Raw genomic sequence first — 18882 nt, 5'->3', positions numbered from 1 at the left:
ATGTCATTATTTGAATCAATCACTCAGTCAGAACCGACCAAAAAAATGACCATGGATGAACCTGTTGAGTCTTTGTTTAGCACAACAGCGAGTAAACTGGTTGGTAAGCCAATTAACCGTGTTGACGGCTCGCTAAAGGTTAGTGGTCAAGCGCATTATAGTGCCGAAATCCATTTAGACAATAAAGCGTACGGTGTTTTAGTCGGTGCGACTATTGCTAAAGGGCAAGTCGAGAATATCGATAGTAGCTCTTTAGATGGCATTCCCAATATTATCAAGGTCGTGACAGACCCTAAGCACTTCTTGCGTAATTCTCAGCAAGGCGGATTAAAAAAAGCGCCAAAGCAGGGAGCAACTGAGATTTTTTATCATGGTCAGCCTATTGCGGTGGTCATCGCTGAAACCTTTGAAGCAGCAACAGAAGGAGCGAACGCACTTAAAGTCACTTATAAAGATGAGACTGACCAAGCGGCATTGAATTTTACCAAAGAGTTGTCTAACGCCCATGAAGTTGATGAGAAAAAAGGCTCTGACAAAAATTATGTCCAAGGCGATCCTGAGCAAGGATTGGCTGATGCTGAGGTGACGCTTGATCGTTTCTATCATACGCCAAGCCAAAACAGCTCGGCGATGGAGCCACATGCGACATTGGCACATTGGGAAGGGGATAAGCTCGTTCTTTATACGGCAAATCAAATGCTGGCGTCTTGTAAGCAGCAAGTCATGGATGCACTAGACTTAGACAAAGATCAAGTTCAATTAATTGCACACTATGTTGGTGGTGGGTTTGGTAGCAAGCTCGGTATCGCTCCTGAATCTATTGCCGCTGCTATTGCGTCAAAAGATCTTGGTCGACCAGTATTGATTACCATGACCCGTCCACAGGTGATGGAAGCAACGGTCAGACGCTCAAACACTCGTCAGCGTATTGCAATTGGCTGCGACAAGGATGGCGTTATCGATACGTTGATTCACGATACTATTTCTAGCAATTTGCCAGATGAAGCGTTCTTTGAGCCAACTGCCTTGTCTACGCACTATCTATACAGTGGTAAAAACCGCCGTGTAAACTATGAAATGGTCGACATGAACCAAGTGCTATCAGGTTCGATGCGTGCGCCTGGTGAAGCGGTCGGTATGATTGCCGTTGAATGTGCGATGGATGAGTTGGCTGCGCAATTAGATCTTGATCCTATAGAGCTGCGCCGCCGTAATGAGCCCGAAAAAGACCCTAGTAAAGACATTCCATTTTCGACGCGCCAACTGATTGCCTGTATGGAGCAAGGCGCTGAGCAGTTCGGTTGGAGTCATCGCAACGCAAAGCCTGCTAGCCAATTAGAAGGCGACTGGTGGATAGGCACAGGCATGGCTGCGGCCGCACGTGGTAATCAGTTACAGTCTTCTGAAGCGCGCGCAACGCTGCAAATCGATAAGTCAAAAGCGCTCGGTATTAAAGCCGTTATTGAGACAGATATGACGGATATCGGTACAGGGTCTTATACAGTGTTTTCTCAGGTAGCTGCAGACCTGTTAGGACTACCTATTGACCATATCGAGATGAAATTAGGCGATAGTGCCCTGCCGCCTGCATCAGGTTCAGGTGGTAGCTGGGGCGCTGCGAGTGCAGGTAGTGGTGTCTACCTCGCTTGTGAGCAGTTGCGTGAAATGCTAGCAGAAAAAGTCGGTCTATACTCTGATACGATTCAGCTAGATAATGGTCGAATTAAGCAAGTAGGCAAGCACGACTTAACAGCGGTAGAGGCAGCCAAAGAGAACGGTCAAGCGTTCGCTGATAGTACTATTGATAAAATATCAAAAACTACAGGAGTTTCATTTTCAGAGAATGTATTAGAAGAACAGTCAGAATTAGAAAAATATAATTTTGACAATACAGAATCATATGCGCTTGCTGACGTGGTCGCAGGATATGATGGGCAAAAAGTCAGTGCTAAAGGACAGATAAAGCCAGGTAAAAATGGTAAAAAGTATCGTCAATCTTCTTTTGGTGCAAACTTCGCTGAAGTGGCCGTGCATAAGGTCACTGGTGAGATTCGAGTAAAACGCATGACGGGTGCATTTGCTGCAGGTCGTATTCTTAACCATAAAACAGCGACTTCGCAATGCTATGGCGGTATGGTGTTTGGTATTGGTTCAGCGTTGATGGAAGAGGTCATTCACGATAAACGTGATGGTCGCCTATGTAACCATGACCTTGCTGAATATCATGTGCCAGTCAATGCCGACGTACCACAGCTAGATGTGATACTGGTCGAAGAGGATGATCCTTATACCAATCCAATGCACATTAAAGGTATCGGTGAGACCGCGATTGCTGGTGCTGCTGCCGCGATTGCTAACGCTGTCTACAATGCCGTCGGCGTACGTGTTTATGATTTTCCGATTACGCTTGATAAATTGCTTTACGAGATGCCAGAGTAATTTTTTAAGCCATATGTATGACAGGAACCCGCTTAATGAGCGGGTTTTTATAACTCAATCAGCAGTATATTTCGTCATTATCAAGAAAATAACTACCAAATAAGAGGCGTTATGAATCAGGTCGCTGACATTCTTAAGCTGGCAATCAAAGTTAAGCAACAAGGTATTGATGCTGTATTGGCAACGGTCGTACGTACTGAAGGCTCAGCGTATCGCCGTGCTGGCGCCATGATGCTTATCTGTGAGGATGGTCGATCAGTTGGGATGATTAGTGGTGGTTGCTTGGAGCCGCATATTATCAAACGTGCCTTTTGGCTTACTCGTAACGGTGCCAATGTGCAAGTCTATCAGACGGGTGATGACATTCAATATGCTGACGATGGCCAAGCGCAAGCAGGTGTGAAGCGAACCAAGTCTGATATATATGATGGATCGGATAACGGTTTAGATGGCGGTTTAGATGAAGCGGACTTTGATGAGCTAAATTTTGGATTGGGCTGTAATGGACGAGTGCATGTATTGTTTGAGCGACTAACGACAGCAACGCCATTGCTAGAGACAATCCGTAATGTTCGACGTACTCAGCAGCCGATTACTGTAGCGACTTTAATTCGTGCTAACGACTATCAGCATCAAGATTCTATAACGCAAAACAGTGATAAATTTCATATTGGGATGAGAGTTAATTTAGATGAGTACCGCAGTTTGGGAAGTGTTTCTGCACTAGGGAAAACAGCTCTTTCAAGCATACTTGCCAGTACTGTAGAAGAGTTAGCACAATATAAGCTGTCTGATAAAAATGCCGAATATGTGATAGTGGAAAACGGTGAGGTAAATACAGAGTGGCTTGTACAACGCCTGCAACCACAATTGCGTCTATTGATTTGCGGCGCAGGTAACGACGTGATGCCGCTTGTAACCATGGCCAAGCTACAAGATTGGCATGTGACAGTTATAGATAGCCGCGCGCAATATGCGACACGTATGCGGTTTCCTCAAGCGGACGTTGTGATGTCGCTATCTTTAGATGAACGTGAGAGTTTGCTTGAGCTCAGTAATAACGCAGCCGTCGCTCTGATGTCACACAGCTTGAGTCAAGATCGTGCTCGTCTAGCAATACTGCTCGAGCATGCAAACAATTATAAATACTTAGGGCAATTGGGGCCGCGCTATCGTACTGAACGCTTGATTGATGAAATCAGCATGAATATTAGCAATCCTACTATTTTAAAAGCTGGTATCCGTAAATTGCATTATCCGATTGGTTATAAGCTTGGTGGAGACGGTCCTGAAGCATTGGCACTTGGTATCATGGCACAGATAAATGCGGTCATGCACAGTCAAACTGCATTATTAGGTGGCTCACAAAATAACTTTCCAAGTATCCTAGCGGTGAGTAGTGATACGGATGCCAATACTGTCCAGAGTGGCGTATGAGTAAGGGTGCATTTACAGAAGGTACTGAACATACAGAAAGTACTGAGAAGCAGAGTCAAAATCATACGGTCATCATCTTGGCAAGTGGCCTCAGTCAGCGTCTCGGTCAACCAAAACAACTACTCGTTAAGAATGGCGAGCCACTAGTTACTTATATGATCCGACTGACATTGACTACCAATCCGCAAGCCATCGTCGTTGTCATTCCTGATAACCATCGTTTGATTGCTAGTGCGATTACAGCGTTGGCCAATCAATATCCAACGGTTCAGATAGTGGTGAACTCACAAGCTGATACTGGTATGGCGGATAGTTTAAGTCTGGGTATTGAGACAATTTCTGCTATTGAATCAACTTCAATCGAACGAGTGCTCATCATGGGAGTCGATCAAGTATTATTAGATGAACCACATTTAACCGCTTTGCTAGCGGGCAAACAGACGGTAGTAGCCAGTCGCTATCACAGTTGGCAACGTTTAGAAAAACATCAAAATCTGGATAAAGCGGTATCTGATATCATAGGTCTACCTTTAGCAATTAACTATAAACTGCTGAGACAGTGGCAGTCAGAATTGATAGGAGATAAAGGGCTTCGTCACCTCATTAGAGGGTTGCCCGCTGATCAAATAGGTGAGGTCGATAATGACCAACTTAGTTACGATATTGATACGCCCGAGCAGCTAGCATTTGCCAAACAAAAAGGCTGGCTTGATAGCTAGCATAATTAATTTAATTTATTTTGAACAGTATTCATTTTGAACAACGAAATGCGAGAGAATAAAATTATAAATACGATAGAAACCGAACGACTGTACCTACGACAGTGGCAAGCGAGCGACTTTGCGCCATTCGCTGAAATGAATGCTGATCCTAAGGTAATGGAATACTTTCCTAAGTTATTAACTACTTCCATGAGTAATACTATCGCCAAAAAATGCCAGTCGCTGATTGATGATAATGGGTGGGGTTTTTGGGCGGTGAGTCTAAAAGAAACAGATACTTTTATCGGTATGGTTGGGTTAAATAACGCGAATGCCGAGATGCCGTTTTCTCCTGCTGTCGAGATTGCTTGGCGGCTACATAATGATTATTGGGGATTAGGGTATGCGACAGAGGCGGCAGGGGCTTCATTGAATTTTGCGTTTGATACATTAGGACTAGATGAAGTCGTTGCCTTTACGGCTGTTATCAATAAACGCTCACAATTGATTATGGAGCGCCTTGGTATGACCAATACACAAGAAAACTTCTATCACCCGATGCTTGACCGCGATCATCGACTTGCTGAGCATGTGCTATACAAAATTACTCGGCAGCAGTGGCAAGGTATTCAGTAGTGATATAGTTAACGATGACGAGGTATAAGAAACTTACTATAAAACTGCTGAGTATCTTTATTTACCTTGAGCAGTCTCATCACGTGAAAACGTCAAAATATGCCCTTTAAAAGGCAAGTCTAGATAAGTCGTATTTTCAGGTTTTACATGCTTACTACTAAAGCCAAATTCAGTCATCTTATTGGTTAGCTTGTTTTTTCGACCGCGACCAGGATCGACCACGATGACCTCGCAAGTCGGCATAGCATGGCGGTCAATGAACTCAGCCAATATATCAATGTGCTGATCTTCATAAAGCAAGTCACTGCCGATAATCATATCAAACTTGCCAAGATGGCTATTGTCTTCTGCCCAATCTAAACGCTCAAAATTAATCTCTTTGTTATTATTCAGCGTGGTATTCCTATCAAGGAAATACTCAACCGTTGGATGATAGTCAGTCGCTGTGATGTCCGCATGCCTATGATTCAATAGCAGACTAGAGAGCGCCATACCGCAGCCAACTTCCAAGATACGTTTGCCTGCAATATCGTAATCAAGCATATGATTGGCCAGCACCAAGCTTGAAGGCCATATCACCCCAAACATCGGCCAAGAAGCAGAGCAGATGCCCAAATTTAACGCTTCGTCATCAGGGTCGCTAAATTGTTGATTATCACGCAAAGTACAAATATGAATGTCGGTGTTGCCAATTTCAATCGTTTGATAACGCACGCGCACAGTGGTCAGCGAAGTCATAAACTGTCCTAAAAAATAAGCAAGAATGCAAGGTTTGGCAGGAGTTGCCGATTTCGGTAGGGTACGACGTTGGAAAAGATAATTAAAATGTTGGAAGCTGTATAGATGTTTGAATAATTAGAGATTTGTGGCAACTTAAGTTGTGGCAAGAAAATACCTAAGTGTATGAGAAGAGTATGACCTAAATTCTAACAAGTTATTGTTAATTCTGAGAGTATTGTTATTGCTGCGTAGAGTTGGCTGATATCAAAGAGTGATATAGATAAAAATGGTACGAAAAAGATTTATCTGAGAATAAGCGGTACGCTTGATTTTAGCTAAGCACACTGCTTATGCTCGCGTAAAAGATTGAGATTAGGCATCAAATCAGACGATACAGTGGAATGAATTAAGTCAGTTAAGAAACCTCCTTAGTTAAGAAATCTCAATCCAGACGTTTTAAGGGCCCATACTAGCTCGACAAAAGCACGACTGTTGGTCAAAGGTTCGCCATCGATGATGAGGACGTAGCCTGCATTATCTATCCATAAAAACACAAAGCTGGTCTCAGGAATGAGTAGGTCGACCTGTTGAAAAAATGAGATGGCTTGGCTTTCTACCGCCCAACCACGTTGCTTTTGGCGGAGCATAAAGCCTGAAAAATCAGCGGCGGCGACACTGAGCATGTCCGCTTCTTCTTGACTATAGCCCACTCGTGCCAAACAAAACCCTTCATCAGATCCAATCGCGGCTCGGCGTTTACCAGATAAGCTCGCCACGACATAAGGCAAAAACTGGTCTAATGGCAAGTTAGGCGCTGGTAAAAACAGCGACAGCTTTTCAATCCAACCTTGTTCGATAAAGCCTTGTAGCCATTGTTCAGAATATCGCTGAAGCCAGTCAGCAGCGAGCAGTGTCTGATCATAAGACAGTAAATTCTGTAATGCCAACTGCTCATCAGTTGGTTCGTTCTGTGAAAACGCTTCAAAAATACCAGCTGGCGTCAGAGTAAGATAGGTTTTATCAGCATTTAAGTAAGAAGACATAGTAACTACCATTATGATAAAAGTGATTAATAAGTGACAAATTAAGCTTTCATATCGTTGAGTTCAAATAATTTCGATACAAGGAAACCGAGCGTAAGTTATACATTAGTATGCTTAGTGAAGATGACGATGTAGCAGCTTTATATGGATTTGACTATAGTTTGATCGAGATGATGTTGGCAGTTGTCCCAACGCGCATCGAACTGCCAATCACTTTTACCCAAGCGAAACCATACCAACGAAAATGCGAGACGATCATTGCGCGCCGTACAATGGGCAAAAAACTCATTTTCGATTTGCTCAATCGTACCCCAATCTTCGTCATCACGCGCTTGCATCAGCTCAGTGGTGATGTCTTTAGCGATTTCTCGGGCATCGTCGCTGCTGATACGCAGTCGTTGCTTTTGCTCATTGAGAGAAGGAGATATCAGCACACTCCAACGAGTGGCCAACATACTATTGCGCTGGATGTATCTTTTTTTATCAATGCACTCGCGAAAGCCTTGCTGGACATGAGGATACAAACGATCTTTGATACGAGTAAACAGATTGTTTACATCGTATGGGATATCAAACCAGCAACCATAAAAAAAGTCTGCCACTGCACCCTGTAGCGGTTCTTTCTCAGTCAATAGCAAAGCTGCGTTGATACGCTGCTCATGAAAGTGACGGTTGTTGGGTGCCAAAAATACTTTACGAGAGTAAAACCGAAATACTCGGTGCGCGACTCTTTCGTTTTCTTTGATTAGGTCTGAATCAGACATAATAATACCCTCCTGTCATCGCTATTATTACGACAGTGCTGGCTTCAGTGATAATAATGTCATACGACAAGCGATGATGTAATCCAGAGAAATAGCGCTTGATATCAATATAATGATTGAGCGACTAATCCAATAATGTCTGCATCAAATCAATCATAAATTCGGCATCTTCTTCGCTCATTGGCTCAAACCCTTGAGGCATGCCAAGCTCAGCCAAGGCTTCTTTACCATCTGCATCGTTGTGTAAATTGAGGATGGCCTCTAGGAAGATTTGCGAATCGGGAAAGTCTTCTTTAACAAGGAGTACATGGCTAATATCAGCCAAGTCACTTTCGATAAGTACTGACAGCTGAGTCTTGGTCAAGCGTGAAAAGCTATGAAAAATCTCTGCCAAAAAGAACGCGACTTGGGCTTCACCTTTAATGACTTTTCGGGCAGCCGCTTGATAGGTCTCGGTCACATCCCAGTTGAGATCAGACGCTTCTATATCGACGGCTTCTAGCAAGCGCAAGCCAATCAGTTTAACATCTCGATTGTCAGCCATCGCGACAGTAGCCCCTGCTCGAATGTCTTCCAAACGGCTGATAGTGCTATTGGCTGCGGCTGCAATGATCATCTCGTCAGATTTACCGATAGGTCGGGCAATGGCTCGATAGCCTTGCTCTCGAATGAGAGTGGCTGCATCAAAAGGGTTGGCATAAATGATTTGAATGTCACCAGCATCAATGACCTGCTCTTGCTCAGCGTGAGAGGCAGGAATATTGAGATGCATGTTTAAGTTGGCACGTTTTTGAATCAAGGTGTTGAACATGTGCCAGCCTGCAAAGCGATCAGGCGAAAAATCAGGGGCGATTAACATATTGTGTGTCGTCATGAGTTAGCCTTCCTCATCTTGTTTCATTTGGGCATATTGAGTCATCGCCGCTTCAATTTTGCTGCGTGATGGTTTGCGTCGTACCGAGGTGTAGCCGACGGTTTCGCCGCGACGCACGTTAGGCACCACAGTGGCATAGACCCAATAATGACTGCCATCTTTGCATAAATTTTTGACATAGCCATGCCATTTTTGTCCAGACTCAGCCGTACTCCATAAGTCTTTATAGGCAGCTTTTGGCATATCAGGATGACGCAAAATATAGTGCTGTTGGCCAATCAATTCATCTACGTGATAGCCACTGATTTCGACAAAGGCGTCGTTGACGTGAGTGATGATACCGTCGAGATTGGTACGTGAGACAATCAACTTACCGTCTGGGTAGGGGCGCTCTATACCAGTATCATAGACAGTTCGTGACGTGCCATCATGATAAGTCATCGTGATTTGCTCAGCAGGCATATCGGGTTTGTGTGCATCAGGGATTGGAGAACCCATGGTCATCTCCTTTGTTGATCGTTATGTAGTCAACCCTCTATAAATTGGATACGGTGTCAGCCTTGCTTAGCCTACTACTTGTAGTACTTTTACTCGGTTTTCTTATATTCAAATTATATTGAACCAACTATGTTTATAGTAATTAAAAGCTAATAAATTCGATAAGCAGTCGCTAATCAAATGAGCTTTGCCAACGCTTCTGAGGCACGCTTAATATCTAGGAATATCAAGCCAAGCTTGGCATTGGGTTTTGCCATGATGGTAAGTACGGCTTCATCGCCTGATGAGGTCATGATGACATAGCCTTTCTCACCTTGAATCATAATGCGATCGATACTACCGCGTGCCAACTCGCGTCCTGCACGATCACCTAACGATAATAATGCTGCTGACATAGCACCCACACGATCTTCATCCACGCCGGTTGGTAGAGCTGAAGCAATCATAAGACCATCGTTAGAGATTAGCGCAGATGCTTCAACATCTGCTGATGAACTGTTTAAGTCTTCCAATATCTGCTGAAATGAATCTGTACGCATATCGCTTTCTCTATACTGTTTGTTGATTTTTATTTATGAACTATAGTTAGCCAAAAATAACCCTGTTTAAAAAAGGGTATTATAAATCCTTACTAATAATATTGATATAGTAAATCCCTATTTAAAGTGAGGTTATGGAGATTTTTTTCTTTAACTTTATGAAATTTGCAACATTGTTATTAAAAAAGCCCCAATCATTGAATGATTGGGGCTTTTCTAATGACGATAAATAAAGGTAGATTGATTATAGTGTCTCGCGCCATTGTCCTTGAACCATGATACCTTGGATAGGGTTTAGCCCCATTTGATAGGCCAAGTCAGCAGGACGGGCGATATCCCACAGTGCTAAATCAGCATCACAGCCAACCTCTATTCTGCCTTTGTTAGGTAGTCCTAATGCTTGTGCTGCATAAACAGTCGAGCCTGCTAGTACTTCTTCAGGGGTGAGGTAAAATAGCGTACAGCCCATATTCATCGTCAATAACAGCGACGTTAAGGGTGAGGTTCCGGGGTTGCAATCGGTCGAAATCGCCATGGGTACGTAGTGCTTACGCAGTGCCTCAATTGGTGGCAGCTTGGTGTCACGTAACGTATAAAACGCTCCGGGTAATATCACCGCAACCGTGTTGCTAGCGGCCATTTTTTTGATGTCTTCTTCTGACAAATGCTCTAGATGATCGCTCGATAGTCCTTTATATTCAGCAACTAAGGCACTACCACCTATATCGGATAGCTGCTCAGAGTGCAGTTTGACTGGTAGATCTAATGAGCGCGCGACCTCAAAAACGCGTCTGATTTGATCGCTACTAAACGCAATGTTTTCACAGAAGCCATCGACCGCATCCACTAAGCCTTCTGCATGCAGAATCGGTAACCACTCGCAGACTTGCTCGATATAGTCGTCCGCACGGTCCTTGTATTCTAGCGGTAGCGCATGTGCCCCAAGGTAAGTAGTACTCACATGAATGTCATATTTTTCGCCAAGCTGGCGAGCGACGGTAAGCATTTTGCGCTCAGTGTCTAAGTCCAAACCATAGCCCGACTTGATCTCGATACTGGTGATGCCTTCTTTAATGAGGGCGATTAAACGCTTTTCACTTTGGGCAAATAGCGATTCAATACTAGCCTCGCGGGTGGCGCTCACGGTCGCGACGATACCGCCACCTTGTGCTGCGATGTCTTGGTAACTGGCACCTTGCAAACGCGCTTCGAACTCATTGCTGCGGTTGCCGCCATAGACAATGTGCGTATGACAATCAATGAGCCCAGGCGTTATCCATTTACCATCGGCGTCTGTGATTTGGTTCTCTTGATAATGATGCAGATGAGTAGAGATTAGTTCCTGTGCCCCAAGCCAAGCAATTTTGCCGTCTTTAATACCGATAGCCGCGTCATGTAGTTGACCATATGGGACGCTATCAGTCTCTCCTTTTTCGTAAATATCAAAACCATGTTGTGCCGAGAACGTCGCAATGTTGGCATTGATAATGAGTTGATCAAACGATGTCATAGTAGATTTGTCGAGCGTCTGCTCGCTAAAATTTTCTGATTCATTCATAGTATGCTCCTAATGATTGGGAGGCGAGTAACCTGTTAAGACCTTTTTTTGTAAGAGCTAGCTGACAAGTAAGTGCTGTTCTACAATCGTTGCCAGCAGTCGAGCAGCGACTTTGCAGCTACGACTATCAACGTCAAAGGTAGGATTAATCTCAGCAATGTCTGCCATTTTTACTTTGCCTGATGCCATGATGGTTTTTACCATACGCTCAACAAAACCCAGCTCAATGCCGTAAGCAGCAGGTGCGCTCACACCTGGAACGACACTAGATGGCAAACAATCCATATCGATGGTGAGATACACGATATCGACCTGATCTATGAAGCTTTTGACCTGCTCGGCAAGTGTATCCCAAGGCTGATAATGACAGTCTTCATCGCTAATGACCTGTACGCCCAGTTGCTCGGCGCGATCAAAAAGTGCGGCGGTATTAGAAAAGCGACTGACGCCTATACAGCAATAATGAAAGGGCTGCTCGTGTGCGTCAAGATACTCAGCAATTTGGCGAAACGGTGTCCCAGAGGTCGCCACATCAGACTGACGAATATCAAGATGGGCGTCAAAATTAATGATTCCGATTGTCGGTGCTGCGGATGTGCTGACAGTCGTGTCATTTGTTTCTTTTAACGCTTGCCATAATCCCAAAAAGCTACCGTAAGCGATGGCATGACCACCGCCAAGACCAATGGGTAGGCCACCTTGTTTGATGATAGTGCCGACTGCATCGGCGTATTTGATCTGAGCTTGCTCAAGAGTGCTCTCGGCAAAGCCGTCGTTGTCATGACAGTGAATGTCACCCGCATCACCGAGTAAGAATGGTAGTTGATCGTCAAAGCGTTGTTGCAACTTGGCAATGACTGGTAGCGTGGCAAAAGCTTGACGAATCAATGGCGGGGCGGCCCTTGCACCCACACGCCCTTGATTGCGTCTGACGCCTTGGTCACATGCAAAACCAACCAGCCCGACATTTTGAGCCTCATAAGGCTGGGCAAGCTGATACCAGTAGCGGGCGCGCGCAGTCTCAAACGGCTCAGCACGGCCTGTCCACTGGGTCATATCAGCAGGTGTATGGTTAATGGGTGTGGTTGCTACTGTCATCGTTGCTCTCCTTTAACCAATTAACTGTTACTTAGACTCGTACCAGTCGCGACGCAGTTCTTGCCAATGCTCAGCAAGTGTACCGTCTAATACCAACTGCTTGGCGGCTTCGATATCAGGGGCTAGGTAGCGATCTTTATCATAGAACGTCACTTGCTCACGTAGTTTCTGATGTGCCACTGTCAACGGCTCTGACGTCTCGAGTCCTCGATGGAAGTCGATACCTTGACCAGCAGCCAATAGCTCAATACCGATAATAGTGGCGGTGTTTTGCACCATCTCGTATAGGCGGCGTGCGCAATAGGTGGCCATAGACACATGGTCTTCTTGGTTGGCAGAAGTCGGGATACTATCGACGCTACCAGGATGGGCGATAGATTTGTTTTCTGAGGCCAGTGCTGCGGCGGTCACATGAGCAATCATAAAGCCTGAGTTGACTCCAGCATTATCAACCAAGAATGGCGGTAAGCCACAAGACAGAGTCGCATCGATCAGCAAGGCCACACGGCGCTCAGACATAGAACCAATCTCGGCGATTGCTAAGGCTAGAATATCCGCGGCAAAAGCCACTGGCTCAGCATGGAAGTTACCACCTGATATAGCAACTGGCCCATCTTCGTTATTAAAGATTAGTGGGTTGTCTGTTACCGCATTTGATTCGATGAGTAGCGTTTTTCCTGCTTGGTTGATGATATCGAGACAGGCGCCCATGACCTGCGGCTGACAGCGTAGGCAGTAAGGGTCTTGCACTCTATCGTCTTGCTCGCCGTCATGTGAGGCACGGATAGCACTGCCTTTGATGAGTTGACGATGTGCTTTGGCGATTTCGATTTGACCATGATGGCCACGTACTTCGTGAATACGTGCATCAAATGGTGAGTCCGAGCCTTTTGCAGCATCAATCGACATAGAGCCGACAATGGTGGCGGTCTCAAGCAAATCACGCGCTAAGAAATAACCACGTAACGCTAGAGCAGTTGATACTTGCGTACCGTTGATCAGTGCAAGGCCTTCTTTAGCTGCCAATGTGATTGGCTCAAGTCCATGCTGTGCTAGAGCGTCAGCAGCAGGCACTTTTTTACCGTCAACAAACACATCGCCTTCACCCATCATCGCCAGCGTCATATGTGATAATGGCGCTAAGTCACCAGATGCTCCAACTGAACCTTTGGCTGGGATATTGGGTGTGATTTGGTTGTTGATTAAGCCAAGTAAACTATCTACCACCTCGCGGCGTACGCCGGAAACGCCTTGCGCCAGACTGGCAACTTTCATCACCATAATTAGTCGTACCACGCCTGCAGGGAGAGCTTCACCCGTGCCCACTGAGTGAGAAACGATTAGGTTGCGCTGAAGTAGCTCAAGTTGGTCGTCACTGATACGCGTCTTTGCTAAGAGGCCAAAGCCAGTATTGATACCATAAGCGCTTTTGTCTCGTGCAATGATGGTACGTACATCTTCGTGCGAGGCATCTATCGCCTCATAAGCACTCTCAGGTAGTGTCAATATGACAGGCTGATCGTAGATATCACGTAGCATCTTAAAGCTAAGCTGGCGAGGATGTAGGGTTAGTTGTTTGATATTGTTCATAGGGGTAATCCTAGTTGCATAGTTATCTGGCTATTTATTTTTATAAAGTAAAATGATTCGAATTATTTGATCATTGGCAGATTTAGACCATAGTCTTTCGCTGTTTTAATCGCCAACTCATAACCTGCATCTGCATGGCGCATCACACCTGAGCCGCAGTCATTGACCAGTACTCGCGATAAGCGTTTGGCTGCAGCGTCCGTACCGTCTGCGACGATGACCATACCTGAGTGCTGCGAGTAGCCCATGCCAACGCCGCCGCCATGATGTAGTGATACCCACGTCGCGCCGCCTGCCACGTTCAGCATACCGTTCAATAGCGCCCAATCAGATACCGCATCCGAACCATCTTTCATGCTCTCTGTTTCGCGGTTTGGACTAGCGACAGAACCCGTGTCTAAGTGATCACGACCAATGACGATTGGGCCCTTTAGCTCGCCGTTTTTGACCATTTCATTAAATGCTAAGCCTGCTTTGTCACGCTCACCAAGCCCTAACCAGCAGATACGAGCAGGCAAGCCTTGGAATTGAATACGCTCTTTTGCCATATCTAACCAGCGATGAATATGTTTATTTTCAGGGAATAGCTCTTTGATTTTTTGATCAGTCTTATAGATATCTTCTGGATCACCCGATAGCGCTACCCAGCGGAAAGGACCTTTACCTTGGCAAAATAGCGGACGAATATATGCAGGGACAAAACCTGGGAAGTTGAAGGCATCTTTGACCCCTTCATCAAAAGCGACCTGACGGATGTTGTTACCGTAATCAGTCGCTGGAATGTCCATCGCTTGCAAGTCTAAAATCGCTTGTACGTGTACGGCACAAGACTGAGCAGCGGCTTTGGTCAGTGCTGCATGTTGCTCTGGATCTTCCTGAGCAGCTTTCCATTCTTCGACCGTCCAACCGCTTGGTAGATAGCCATTGATCAAGTCATGCGCTGAGGTCTGGTCGGTGACCAAATCGGGTTTCATGCCACCAGCGTTAGCACGCTTGACCATCTCAGGTAAGATATCTGCGGCATTACCAAGTAGGGCGATAGAGACAGCTTCGCCAGCGTCCGTATGTTGTTTGATTAGCTCATAAGCGTGGTCAAGATCGTCTGCTTGCTTGTCGATATAACCAGTACGCAAACGGAAATCGATGCTAGATTGCTGACACTCGATGTTTAGTGAAGTCGCACCTGCAAAGGTAGCAGCTAGTGGCTGCGCGCCGCCCATACCGCCCAGACCGGCGGTCAAAATCCAACGACCCGCCCAGCTATCATCATAATGCTGACGACCTGCTTCCACAAAAGTCTCATACGTACCTTGGACGATGCCTTGCGTACCGATATAAATCCAGCTACCAGCAGTCATTTGACCGTACATAAATAGGTCTTTGCGATCTAACTCGTTGAAGTGCTCCCACGTCGCCCAGCGCGGTACAAGGTTGGAGTTGGCAATCAAAACACGCGGGGCATTTTCATGTGTTTGAAACACGCCTACTGGTTTGCCAGATTGCACTAGTAATGTCTCGTCATCTTCTAACTCTTTTAGCGACTCTAAGATTTGGTCATAGCTTTCCCAGTTACGGGCTGCGCGTCCGATACCACCGTACACGACTAGGCTTTTTGGGTTTTCTGCCACATCAGGATGCAGGTTGTTTTGCAACATGCGATAAGGGGCTTCGGTCAGCCAACTTTTGCAATGTAGCGTGCTACCGGTAGGCGCAGCAATATTACGGCTCTCATCGCGGCGAGTCAGCTTAGTTTCTTTGTTGGTTCCGTTGTCAGTAGTCATGATCATATCCTTGTGATAGCGAATAGGGCGATAAAGTCATTAAAGTAAGTGTCTTACAGTCAGTCTAGATATTCATTTACTAAGTATTTATCTACTATTAAGTATTCATCTAAATTCATAAAAATATCGAATCGATAAAACAAATTTTCTAGCACCGCTGTAAAGTTGTATATACAAATTATCAAAGATACTTTTTTCATGCAAGGATTTTTTTCATGAGCTGATGATTTTTGTGATTAACTCAGCCAATTTAGATAACATCGAGTGAGTTGAAAAATGCCCTAGTCAATACTGAACGCTCAGACATTTTGACTAAGGCTTGCACGGTGGTCTCGTGATATTATGTGGTCATTCCTATTAGCAAAACTGACGGTCAAGGCGGATATGACAAAGACGATTCCGGCGTATCAACGCATAAAAAACGCCATACTAGACAACATTCATTCTGGTAAGTGGCAAGCGGGCAACGCGATTTCGACAGAAATGGCATTGGCTGAAGAATTTGGTGTGTCACGAATGACGGTCAACCGTGCGCTAAAAGAGCTGAGCGAGGAGCGGGTGTTAGAGCGTCGACAAGGGTCGGGCACGTTTGTCGCGCAGCAGCAGTTTAATCATACGTTTGTTGAGGTACGCAACATCGCTGAGGATTTAAAGTCTGCCAATCGTGATTATGAGGCACAGGTCGTCAGCAAGCGCGCCGTGACTGCTGCTATGCTCGATAATGAGTTGCGTCGTAAGTTTGGTATTGATGAAGGGGCTATAATTGATGAAGGGGCTACGTCTGTAAACGCGATTGCTCAGACAGATGCTAGTGATGAAGCTGTCTTGTATGAAGTAAAAATCATTCACTTTGCCGATGGTCAGCCCATACAGTTTGAAGAACGCTGGGTCGATGCCAAAAAAGTACCGAAGTTTATCGATCAGGATTTTAGTGTAGTCAATACCAGTGATTACTTGATTGCCAAAAGTCCTCTAGACAGTGGAAGCTATACCATCCGAGCATTGGCAGCCCCTGATGAGATTGCTGAGTTTTTGCAAATTGCGCCGCAGTCACCAACGCTTGTGTTGCGTCGGCAGACCTATTCGGCTGGCCAAGTCGTTACCTTTGTAAAGATGTGGCATGCGGGTGATCGCTATCAGTTCTCAGGCGAGTTATAGCAGATATAGTCAAGCCTATATAAATCCGCTACATCTTCATCCTCGCTAAGCATACTAATGTATAACTTGCACTCGGTTTCTTTGTATCGAGATGATATTGAACTGACTATAGCTTACGTATGCTCACTGATTGTGTACGTTTTTTCTGTCTAAAGTGAGATACTATATCCATAAACTGTTATTTAATAAGATAGCAATTGGCGTTAATTAAACTCGCCAGAATATTTGAACAATCGTTAAAAATTAAAATATAATATAGAAACAGTATTGAAAAATAGCCCAAATAGCCTCAAATCGGGCAACCAAAGCCGAATATCATAGAGGAGCTTATATTGTTCTTCTGTGTCGGCTTGTCCTATTTATTAGCACCGTATATTTTATTAGTGCTGTGTGTCTTATTAGCATTATGTGTTTTTACTTTATTCATTCACTCTTATAAGGACGTCTTATGAAACGTCGTACTCTTTTAGCCCTTGCCGCCAGCACTATGTTCCTTGCCGCTTGTGGTCAATCTACTACCAACGAAGCCGATACCAGTGCAACTGACAGCGCTGCAACAGGCGGTTCTGATTTGCTACAACGTATCAACAACGGCGGCACCATCAACGTCGGTACAGAGGGTACTTATCCTCCGTTCACGTATCATGATGAGAGCGGCAAACTAACGGGTTATGATGTTGAAGTAACGCGTGCAGTCGCGGATAAACTAGGCGTAGACGTTGAGTTTAAAGAAACTCAATGGGATGCGATGTTGGCTGGTTTGGATTCAAAACGTTTTGATATGGTGGCTAACCAAGTTAGTTTGACCACGCCTGAGCGTAAAGCAAAGTATGACAAAGCAATGGCTTATAGCTGGTCAGGTGCGGTTGTATTGGCACCTACTGATGACAACCGTTATAGCTCGTGGGAAGGTTTAAAAGGCCTACGTACGGCGCAATCACTTAGCAGTAACTATGGTGAGCTTGCAGAGCGTTATGGTGCAGAGATCGTTCCTGTCGATGGTATGGCGCAAGCGATTCAATTAGTGAAGCAGGATCGCGCTGACTTTACGATGAATGACAATCTAGCGGTATTGGATTATCTAAAAAAGTTCCCAGATTCTGATCTTGAGATTAAACTGACTGCACCTGCTAGTGAGTTACGTGGTTCAGGCCTAGTGCTTATCAAAGGTGATGATGAAGTCGTGGCAAAATTGGATGAAGCGATGGCTGAATTGGCGGCTGAAGGCACGCTAACTAAGCTTAGCGAACAGTTCTTTGGTGCTGATATAAGTCAACAAAAATAATGTCAGTTTCTATCATGTCAGCTTCTGTAATGTCTACATCATGGTTCGCGGACTTATTGGCAGTATTGCCATTTATGAGTCCTGATCGAGCGCAGATTGTCATCTCGTCGTTTTGGCCAATGCTCAAAGGCGGTATCTATTATTCGATACCGCTGGCATTGATCTCATTTGCGATTGGTATGGCCATTGCACTGACAGTGGCATTGATTCGTATCATTCCGCGTGCCACTTGGTTCCATGAAATCATTTATCGGCTCGCTCGTGTCTATGTGTCCGCCATTCGCGGTACACCGATGCTGGTTCAGCTGTTTATTATTTTCTATGGTCTGCCAAGTGTCGGGGTGAAGCTTGATCCCTTTCCCTCAGCGATTATCGCATTCTCATTGAACATCGGTGCTTATGCATCGGAGACAGTGCGTGCTTCGATTTTGTCAATACCAAAAGGGCAGTGGGAAGCAGGCTCGACGGTTGGTTTGACGTATCTACAGACTTTTCGTCATGTGATTTTACCGCAGGCGCTTAGAGTATCGGTGCCGCCGTTGTCCAATACCTTTATCAGTCTGGTAAAAGATACCTCACTTGCCTCACTGGTACTGGTCACTGAGCTATTCAAACAAGCGCAGATTATCACAGCTCGTAACTATGAGTTTATGCTGGTCTATACAGAAGCGGCAATTATCTACTGGGGTATCTGTCTGTTCTTGACCTTCATCCAAGGCAAGCTTGAAACGCGCCTTGATCGATATGTGGCAAAATAAGCT

The 18882-nt window shown here is 45.2% G+C and carries 17 protein-coding genes; 7 read left to right on the top strand and 10 right to left on the bottom strand.

Annotated features, from left to right (window positions below; genetic code table 11):
• The 4 genes from QL898_RS05295 to QL898_RS05280 all read left to right on the top strand — a co-directional run bounded on the left by QL898_RS05295 (position 1) and on the right by QL898_RS05280 (position 5213).
• The gene (locus QL898_RS05295; RefSeq protein ID WP_290176046.1) at positions 1-2439 is read left to right on the top strand and encodes a xanthine dehydrogenase family protein molybdopterin-binding subunit; all 2439 of its coding nucleotides are present in this window, start codon (positions 1-3) and stop codon (positions 2437-2439) included.
• A 111-nt stretch (positions 2440-2550) separates the two neighbouring features.
• Entirely contained in the window at positions 2551-3876 is a 1326-nt protein-coding gene (locus QL898_RS05290; RefSeq protein ID WP_290176045.1) for an XdhC/CoxI family protein, read from the top strand.
• Positions 3873-4595: a nucleotidyltransferase family protein gene (locus QL898_RS05285; RefSeq protein ID WP_290176044.1), complete on the top strand. Its 723-nt coding sequence runs from the start codon at positions 3873-3875 to the stop codon at positions 4593-4595. The genes QL898_RS05290 and QL898_RS05285 overlap by 4 nt, the downstream gene beginning before the upstream one ends.
• 48 nt (positions 4596-4643) lie before the next feature.
• Positions 4644-5213 (top strand): GNAT family N-acetyltransferase, encoded by a 570-nt coding sequence (locus tag QL898_RS05280; protein ID WP_201548174.1) that lies wholly within the window; start codon positions 4644-4646, stop codon positions 5211-5213.
• A 57-nt stretch (positions 5214-5270) separates the two neighbouring features.
• On the opposite strand, the gene QL898_RS05275 is transcribed toward QL898_RS05280, so the two are convergent.
• The 10 genes from QL898_RS05275 to hutU form a co-directional block, all read right to left on the bottom strand.
• Complete coding sequence (locus QL898_RS05275; protein WP_201548175.1) at positions 5271-5951, bottom strand: histidine kinase; 681 nt, start codon at positions 5949-5951, stop codon at positions 5271-5273.
• Positions 5952-6361: 410 nt separating this feature from the next.
• Positions 6362-6976, bottom strand: a complete 615-nt coding sequence (locus QL898_RS05270; protein WP_102093870.1) for a hypothetical protein — start codon at positions 6974-6976, stop codon at positions 6362-6364.
• 140 nt (positions 6977-7116) lie between these two features.
• Positions 7117-7740, bottom strand: a complete 624-nt coding sequence (locus QL898_RS05265) for a hypothetical protein (protein ID WP_290176043.1) — start codon at positions 7738-7740, stop codon at positions 7117-7119.
• A gap of 124 nt (positions 7741-7864) precedes the next feature.
• The gene (locus QL898_RS05260; protein ID WP_290176042.1) at positions 7865-8614 is read right to left on the bottom strand and encodes a PhnD/SsuA/transferrin family substrate-binding protein; all 750 of its coding nucleotides are present in this window, start codon (positions 8612-8614) and stop codon (positions 7865-7867) included.
• Positions 8615-8617: 3 nt separating this feature from the next.
• Positions 8618-9112, bottom strand: coding sequence for a PAS domain-containing protein (locus QL898_RS05255; protein ID WP_101205202.1), 495 nt, complete (start codon positions 9110-9112; stop codon positions 8618-8620).
• Positions 9113-9288: 176 nt separating this feature from the next.
• A complete protein-coding gene (locus QL898_RS05250; RefSeq protein WP_010201036.1) occupies positions 9289-9651 on the bottom strand; it encodes a roadblock/LC7 domain-containing protein in 363 nt (120 codons plus the stop codon).
• Positions 9652-9895: 244 nt separating this feature from the next.
• Complete coding sequence (hutI, locus tag QL898_RS05245; protein ID WP_290176041.1) at positions 9896-11209, bottom strand: imidazolonepropionase; 1314 nt, start codon at positions 11207-11209, stop codon at positions 9896-9898.
• Between the two features lie 57 nt (positions 11210-11266).
• Positions 11267-12307 (bottom strand): formimidoylglutamase, encoded by a 1041-nt coding sequence (gene hutG / locus QL898_RS05240; RefSeq protein WP_290176040.1) that lies wholly within the window; start codon positions 12305-12307, stop codon positions 11267-11269.
• A gap of 27 nt (positions 12308-12334) precedes the next feature.
• Complete coding sequence (hutH, locus tag QL898_RS05235; RefSeq protein ID WP_290176039.1) at positions 12335-13897, bottom strand: histidine ammonia-lyase; 1563 nt, start codon at positions 13895-13897, stop codon at positions 12335-12337.
• A 62-nt stretch (positions 13898-13959) separates the two neighbouring features.
• Positions 13960-15678, bottom strand: coding sequence for a urocanate hydratase (gene hutU / locus QL898_RS05230; protein WP_290176038.1), 1719 nt, complete (start codon positions 15676-15678; stop codon positions 13960-13962).
• A 384-nt stretch (positions 15679-16062) separates the two neighbouring features.
• On the opposite strand from hutU, the gene QL898_RS05225 reads away from it, so the two are divergent.
• From QL898_RS05225 to QL898_RS05215, 3 genes are all read left to right on the top strand, one after another.
• On the top strand, positions 16063-16836 hold the full coding sequence (locus tag QL898_RS05225) for a UTRA domain-containing protein (RefSeq protein WP_290176037.1): 774 nt from the start codon (positions 16063-16065) through the stop codon (positions 16834-16836).
• 448 nt (positions 16837-17284) lie between these two features.
• On the top strand, positions 17285-18121 hold the full coding sequence (locus tag QL898_RS05220; RefSeq protein ID WP_057761253.1) for an amino acid ABC transporter substrate-binding protein: 837 nt from the start codon (positions 17285-17287) through the stop codon (positions 18119-18121).
• Between the two features lie 14 nt (positions 18122-18135).
• Positions 18136-18879 (top strand): amino acid ABC transporter permease, encoded by a 744-nt coding sequence (locus QL898_RS05215; RefSeq protein WP_057762590.1) that lies wholly within the window; start codon positions 18136-18138, stop codon positions 18877-18879.
• Positions 18880-18882 lie beyond the last annotated feature (3 nt).

Source organism: Psychrobacter sp. APC 3279 (genome assembly GCF_030407795.1).
Lineage (GTDB): Bacteria > Pseudomonadota > Gammaproteobacteria > Pseudomonadales > Moraxellaceae > Psychrobacter.
Note: the sequence above shows the minus strand (reverse complement) of the source record. Positions and strands in the feature narration are given on the sequence as shown.

Coding starts and splice junctions, on each gene's coding strand:
- QL898_RS05260 (WP_290176042.1), bottom strand. CDS start 8,614: ATGACGACACACAATATGTTAATCGCCCCTGATTTTTCGCCTGATCGC.
- hutI (WP_290176041.1), bottom strand. CDS start 11,209: ATGAATGAATCAGAAAATTTTAGCGAGCAGACGCTCGACAAATCTACT.
- QL898_RS05270 (WP_102093870.1), bottom strand. CDS start 6,976: ATGTCTTCTTACTTAAATGCTGATAAAACCTATCTTACTCTGACGCCA.
- QL898_RS05275 (WP_201548175.1), bottom strand. CDS start 5,951: ATGACTTCGCTGACCACTGTGCGCGTGCGTTATCAAACGATTGAAATT.
- QL898_RS05285 (WP_290176044.1), top strand. CDS start 3,873: ATGAGTAAGGGTGCATTTACAGAAGGTACTGAACATACAGAAAGTACT.
- QL898_RS05215 (WP_057762590.1), top strand. CDS start 18,136: ATGTCAGCTTCTGTAATGTCTACATCATGGTTCGCGGACTTATTGGCA.
- QL898_RS05250 (WP_010201036.1), bottom strand. CDS start 9,651: ATGCGTACAGATTCATTTCAGCAGATATTGGAAGACTTAAACAGTTCA.
- QL898_RS05225 (WP_290176037.1), top strand. CDS start 16,063: ATGACAAAGACGATTCCGGCGTATCAACGCATAAAAAACGCCATACTA.
- hutH (WP_290176039.1), bottom strand. CDS start 13,897: ATGAACAATATCAAACAACTAACCCTACATCCTCGCCAGCTTAGCTTT.
- QL898_RS05220 (WP_057761253.1), top strand. CDS start 17,285: ATGAAACGTCGTACTCTTTTAGCCCTTGCCGCCAGCACTATGTTCCTT.
- QL898_RS05265 (WP_290176043.1), bottom strand. CDS start 7,740: ATGTCTGATTCAGACCTAATCAAAGAAAACGAAAGAGTCGCGCACCGA.
- QL898_RS05295 (WP_290176046.1), top strand. CDS start 1: ATGTCATTATTTGAATCAATCACTCAGTCAGAACCGACCAAAAAAATG.
- QL898_RS05255 (WP_101205202.1), bottom strand. CDS start 9,112: ATGGGTTCTCCAATCCCTGATGCACACAAACCCGATATGCCTGCTGAG.
- hutU (WP_290176038.1), bottom strand. CDS start 15,678: ATGACTACTGACAACGGAACCAACAAAGAAACTAAGCTGACTCGCCGC.
- QL898_RS05280 (WP_201548174.1), top strand. CDS start 4,644: ATGCGAGAGAATAAAATTATAAATACGATAGAAACCGAACGACTGTAC.
- QL898_RS05290 (WP_290176045.1), top strand. CDS start 2,551: ATGAATCAGGTCGCTGACATTCTTAAGCTGGCAATCAAAGTTAAGCAA.
- hutG (WP_290176040.1), bottom strand. CDS start 12,307: ATGACAGTAGCAACCACACCCATTAACCATACACCTGCTGATATGACC.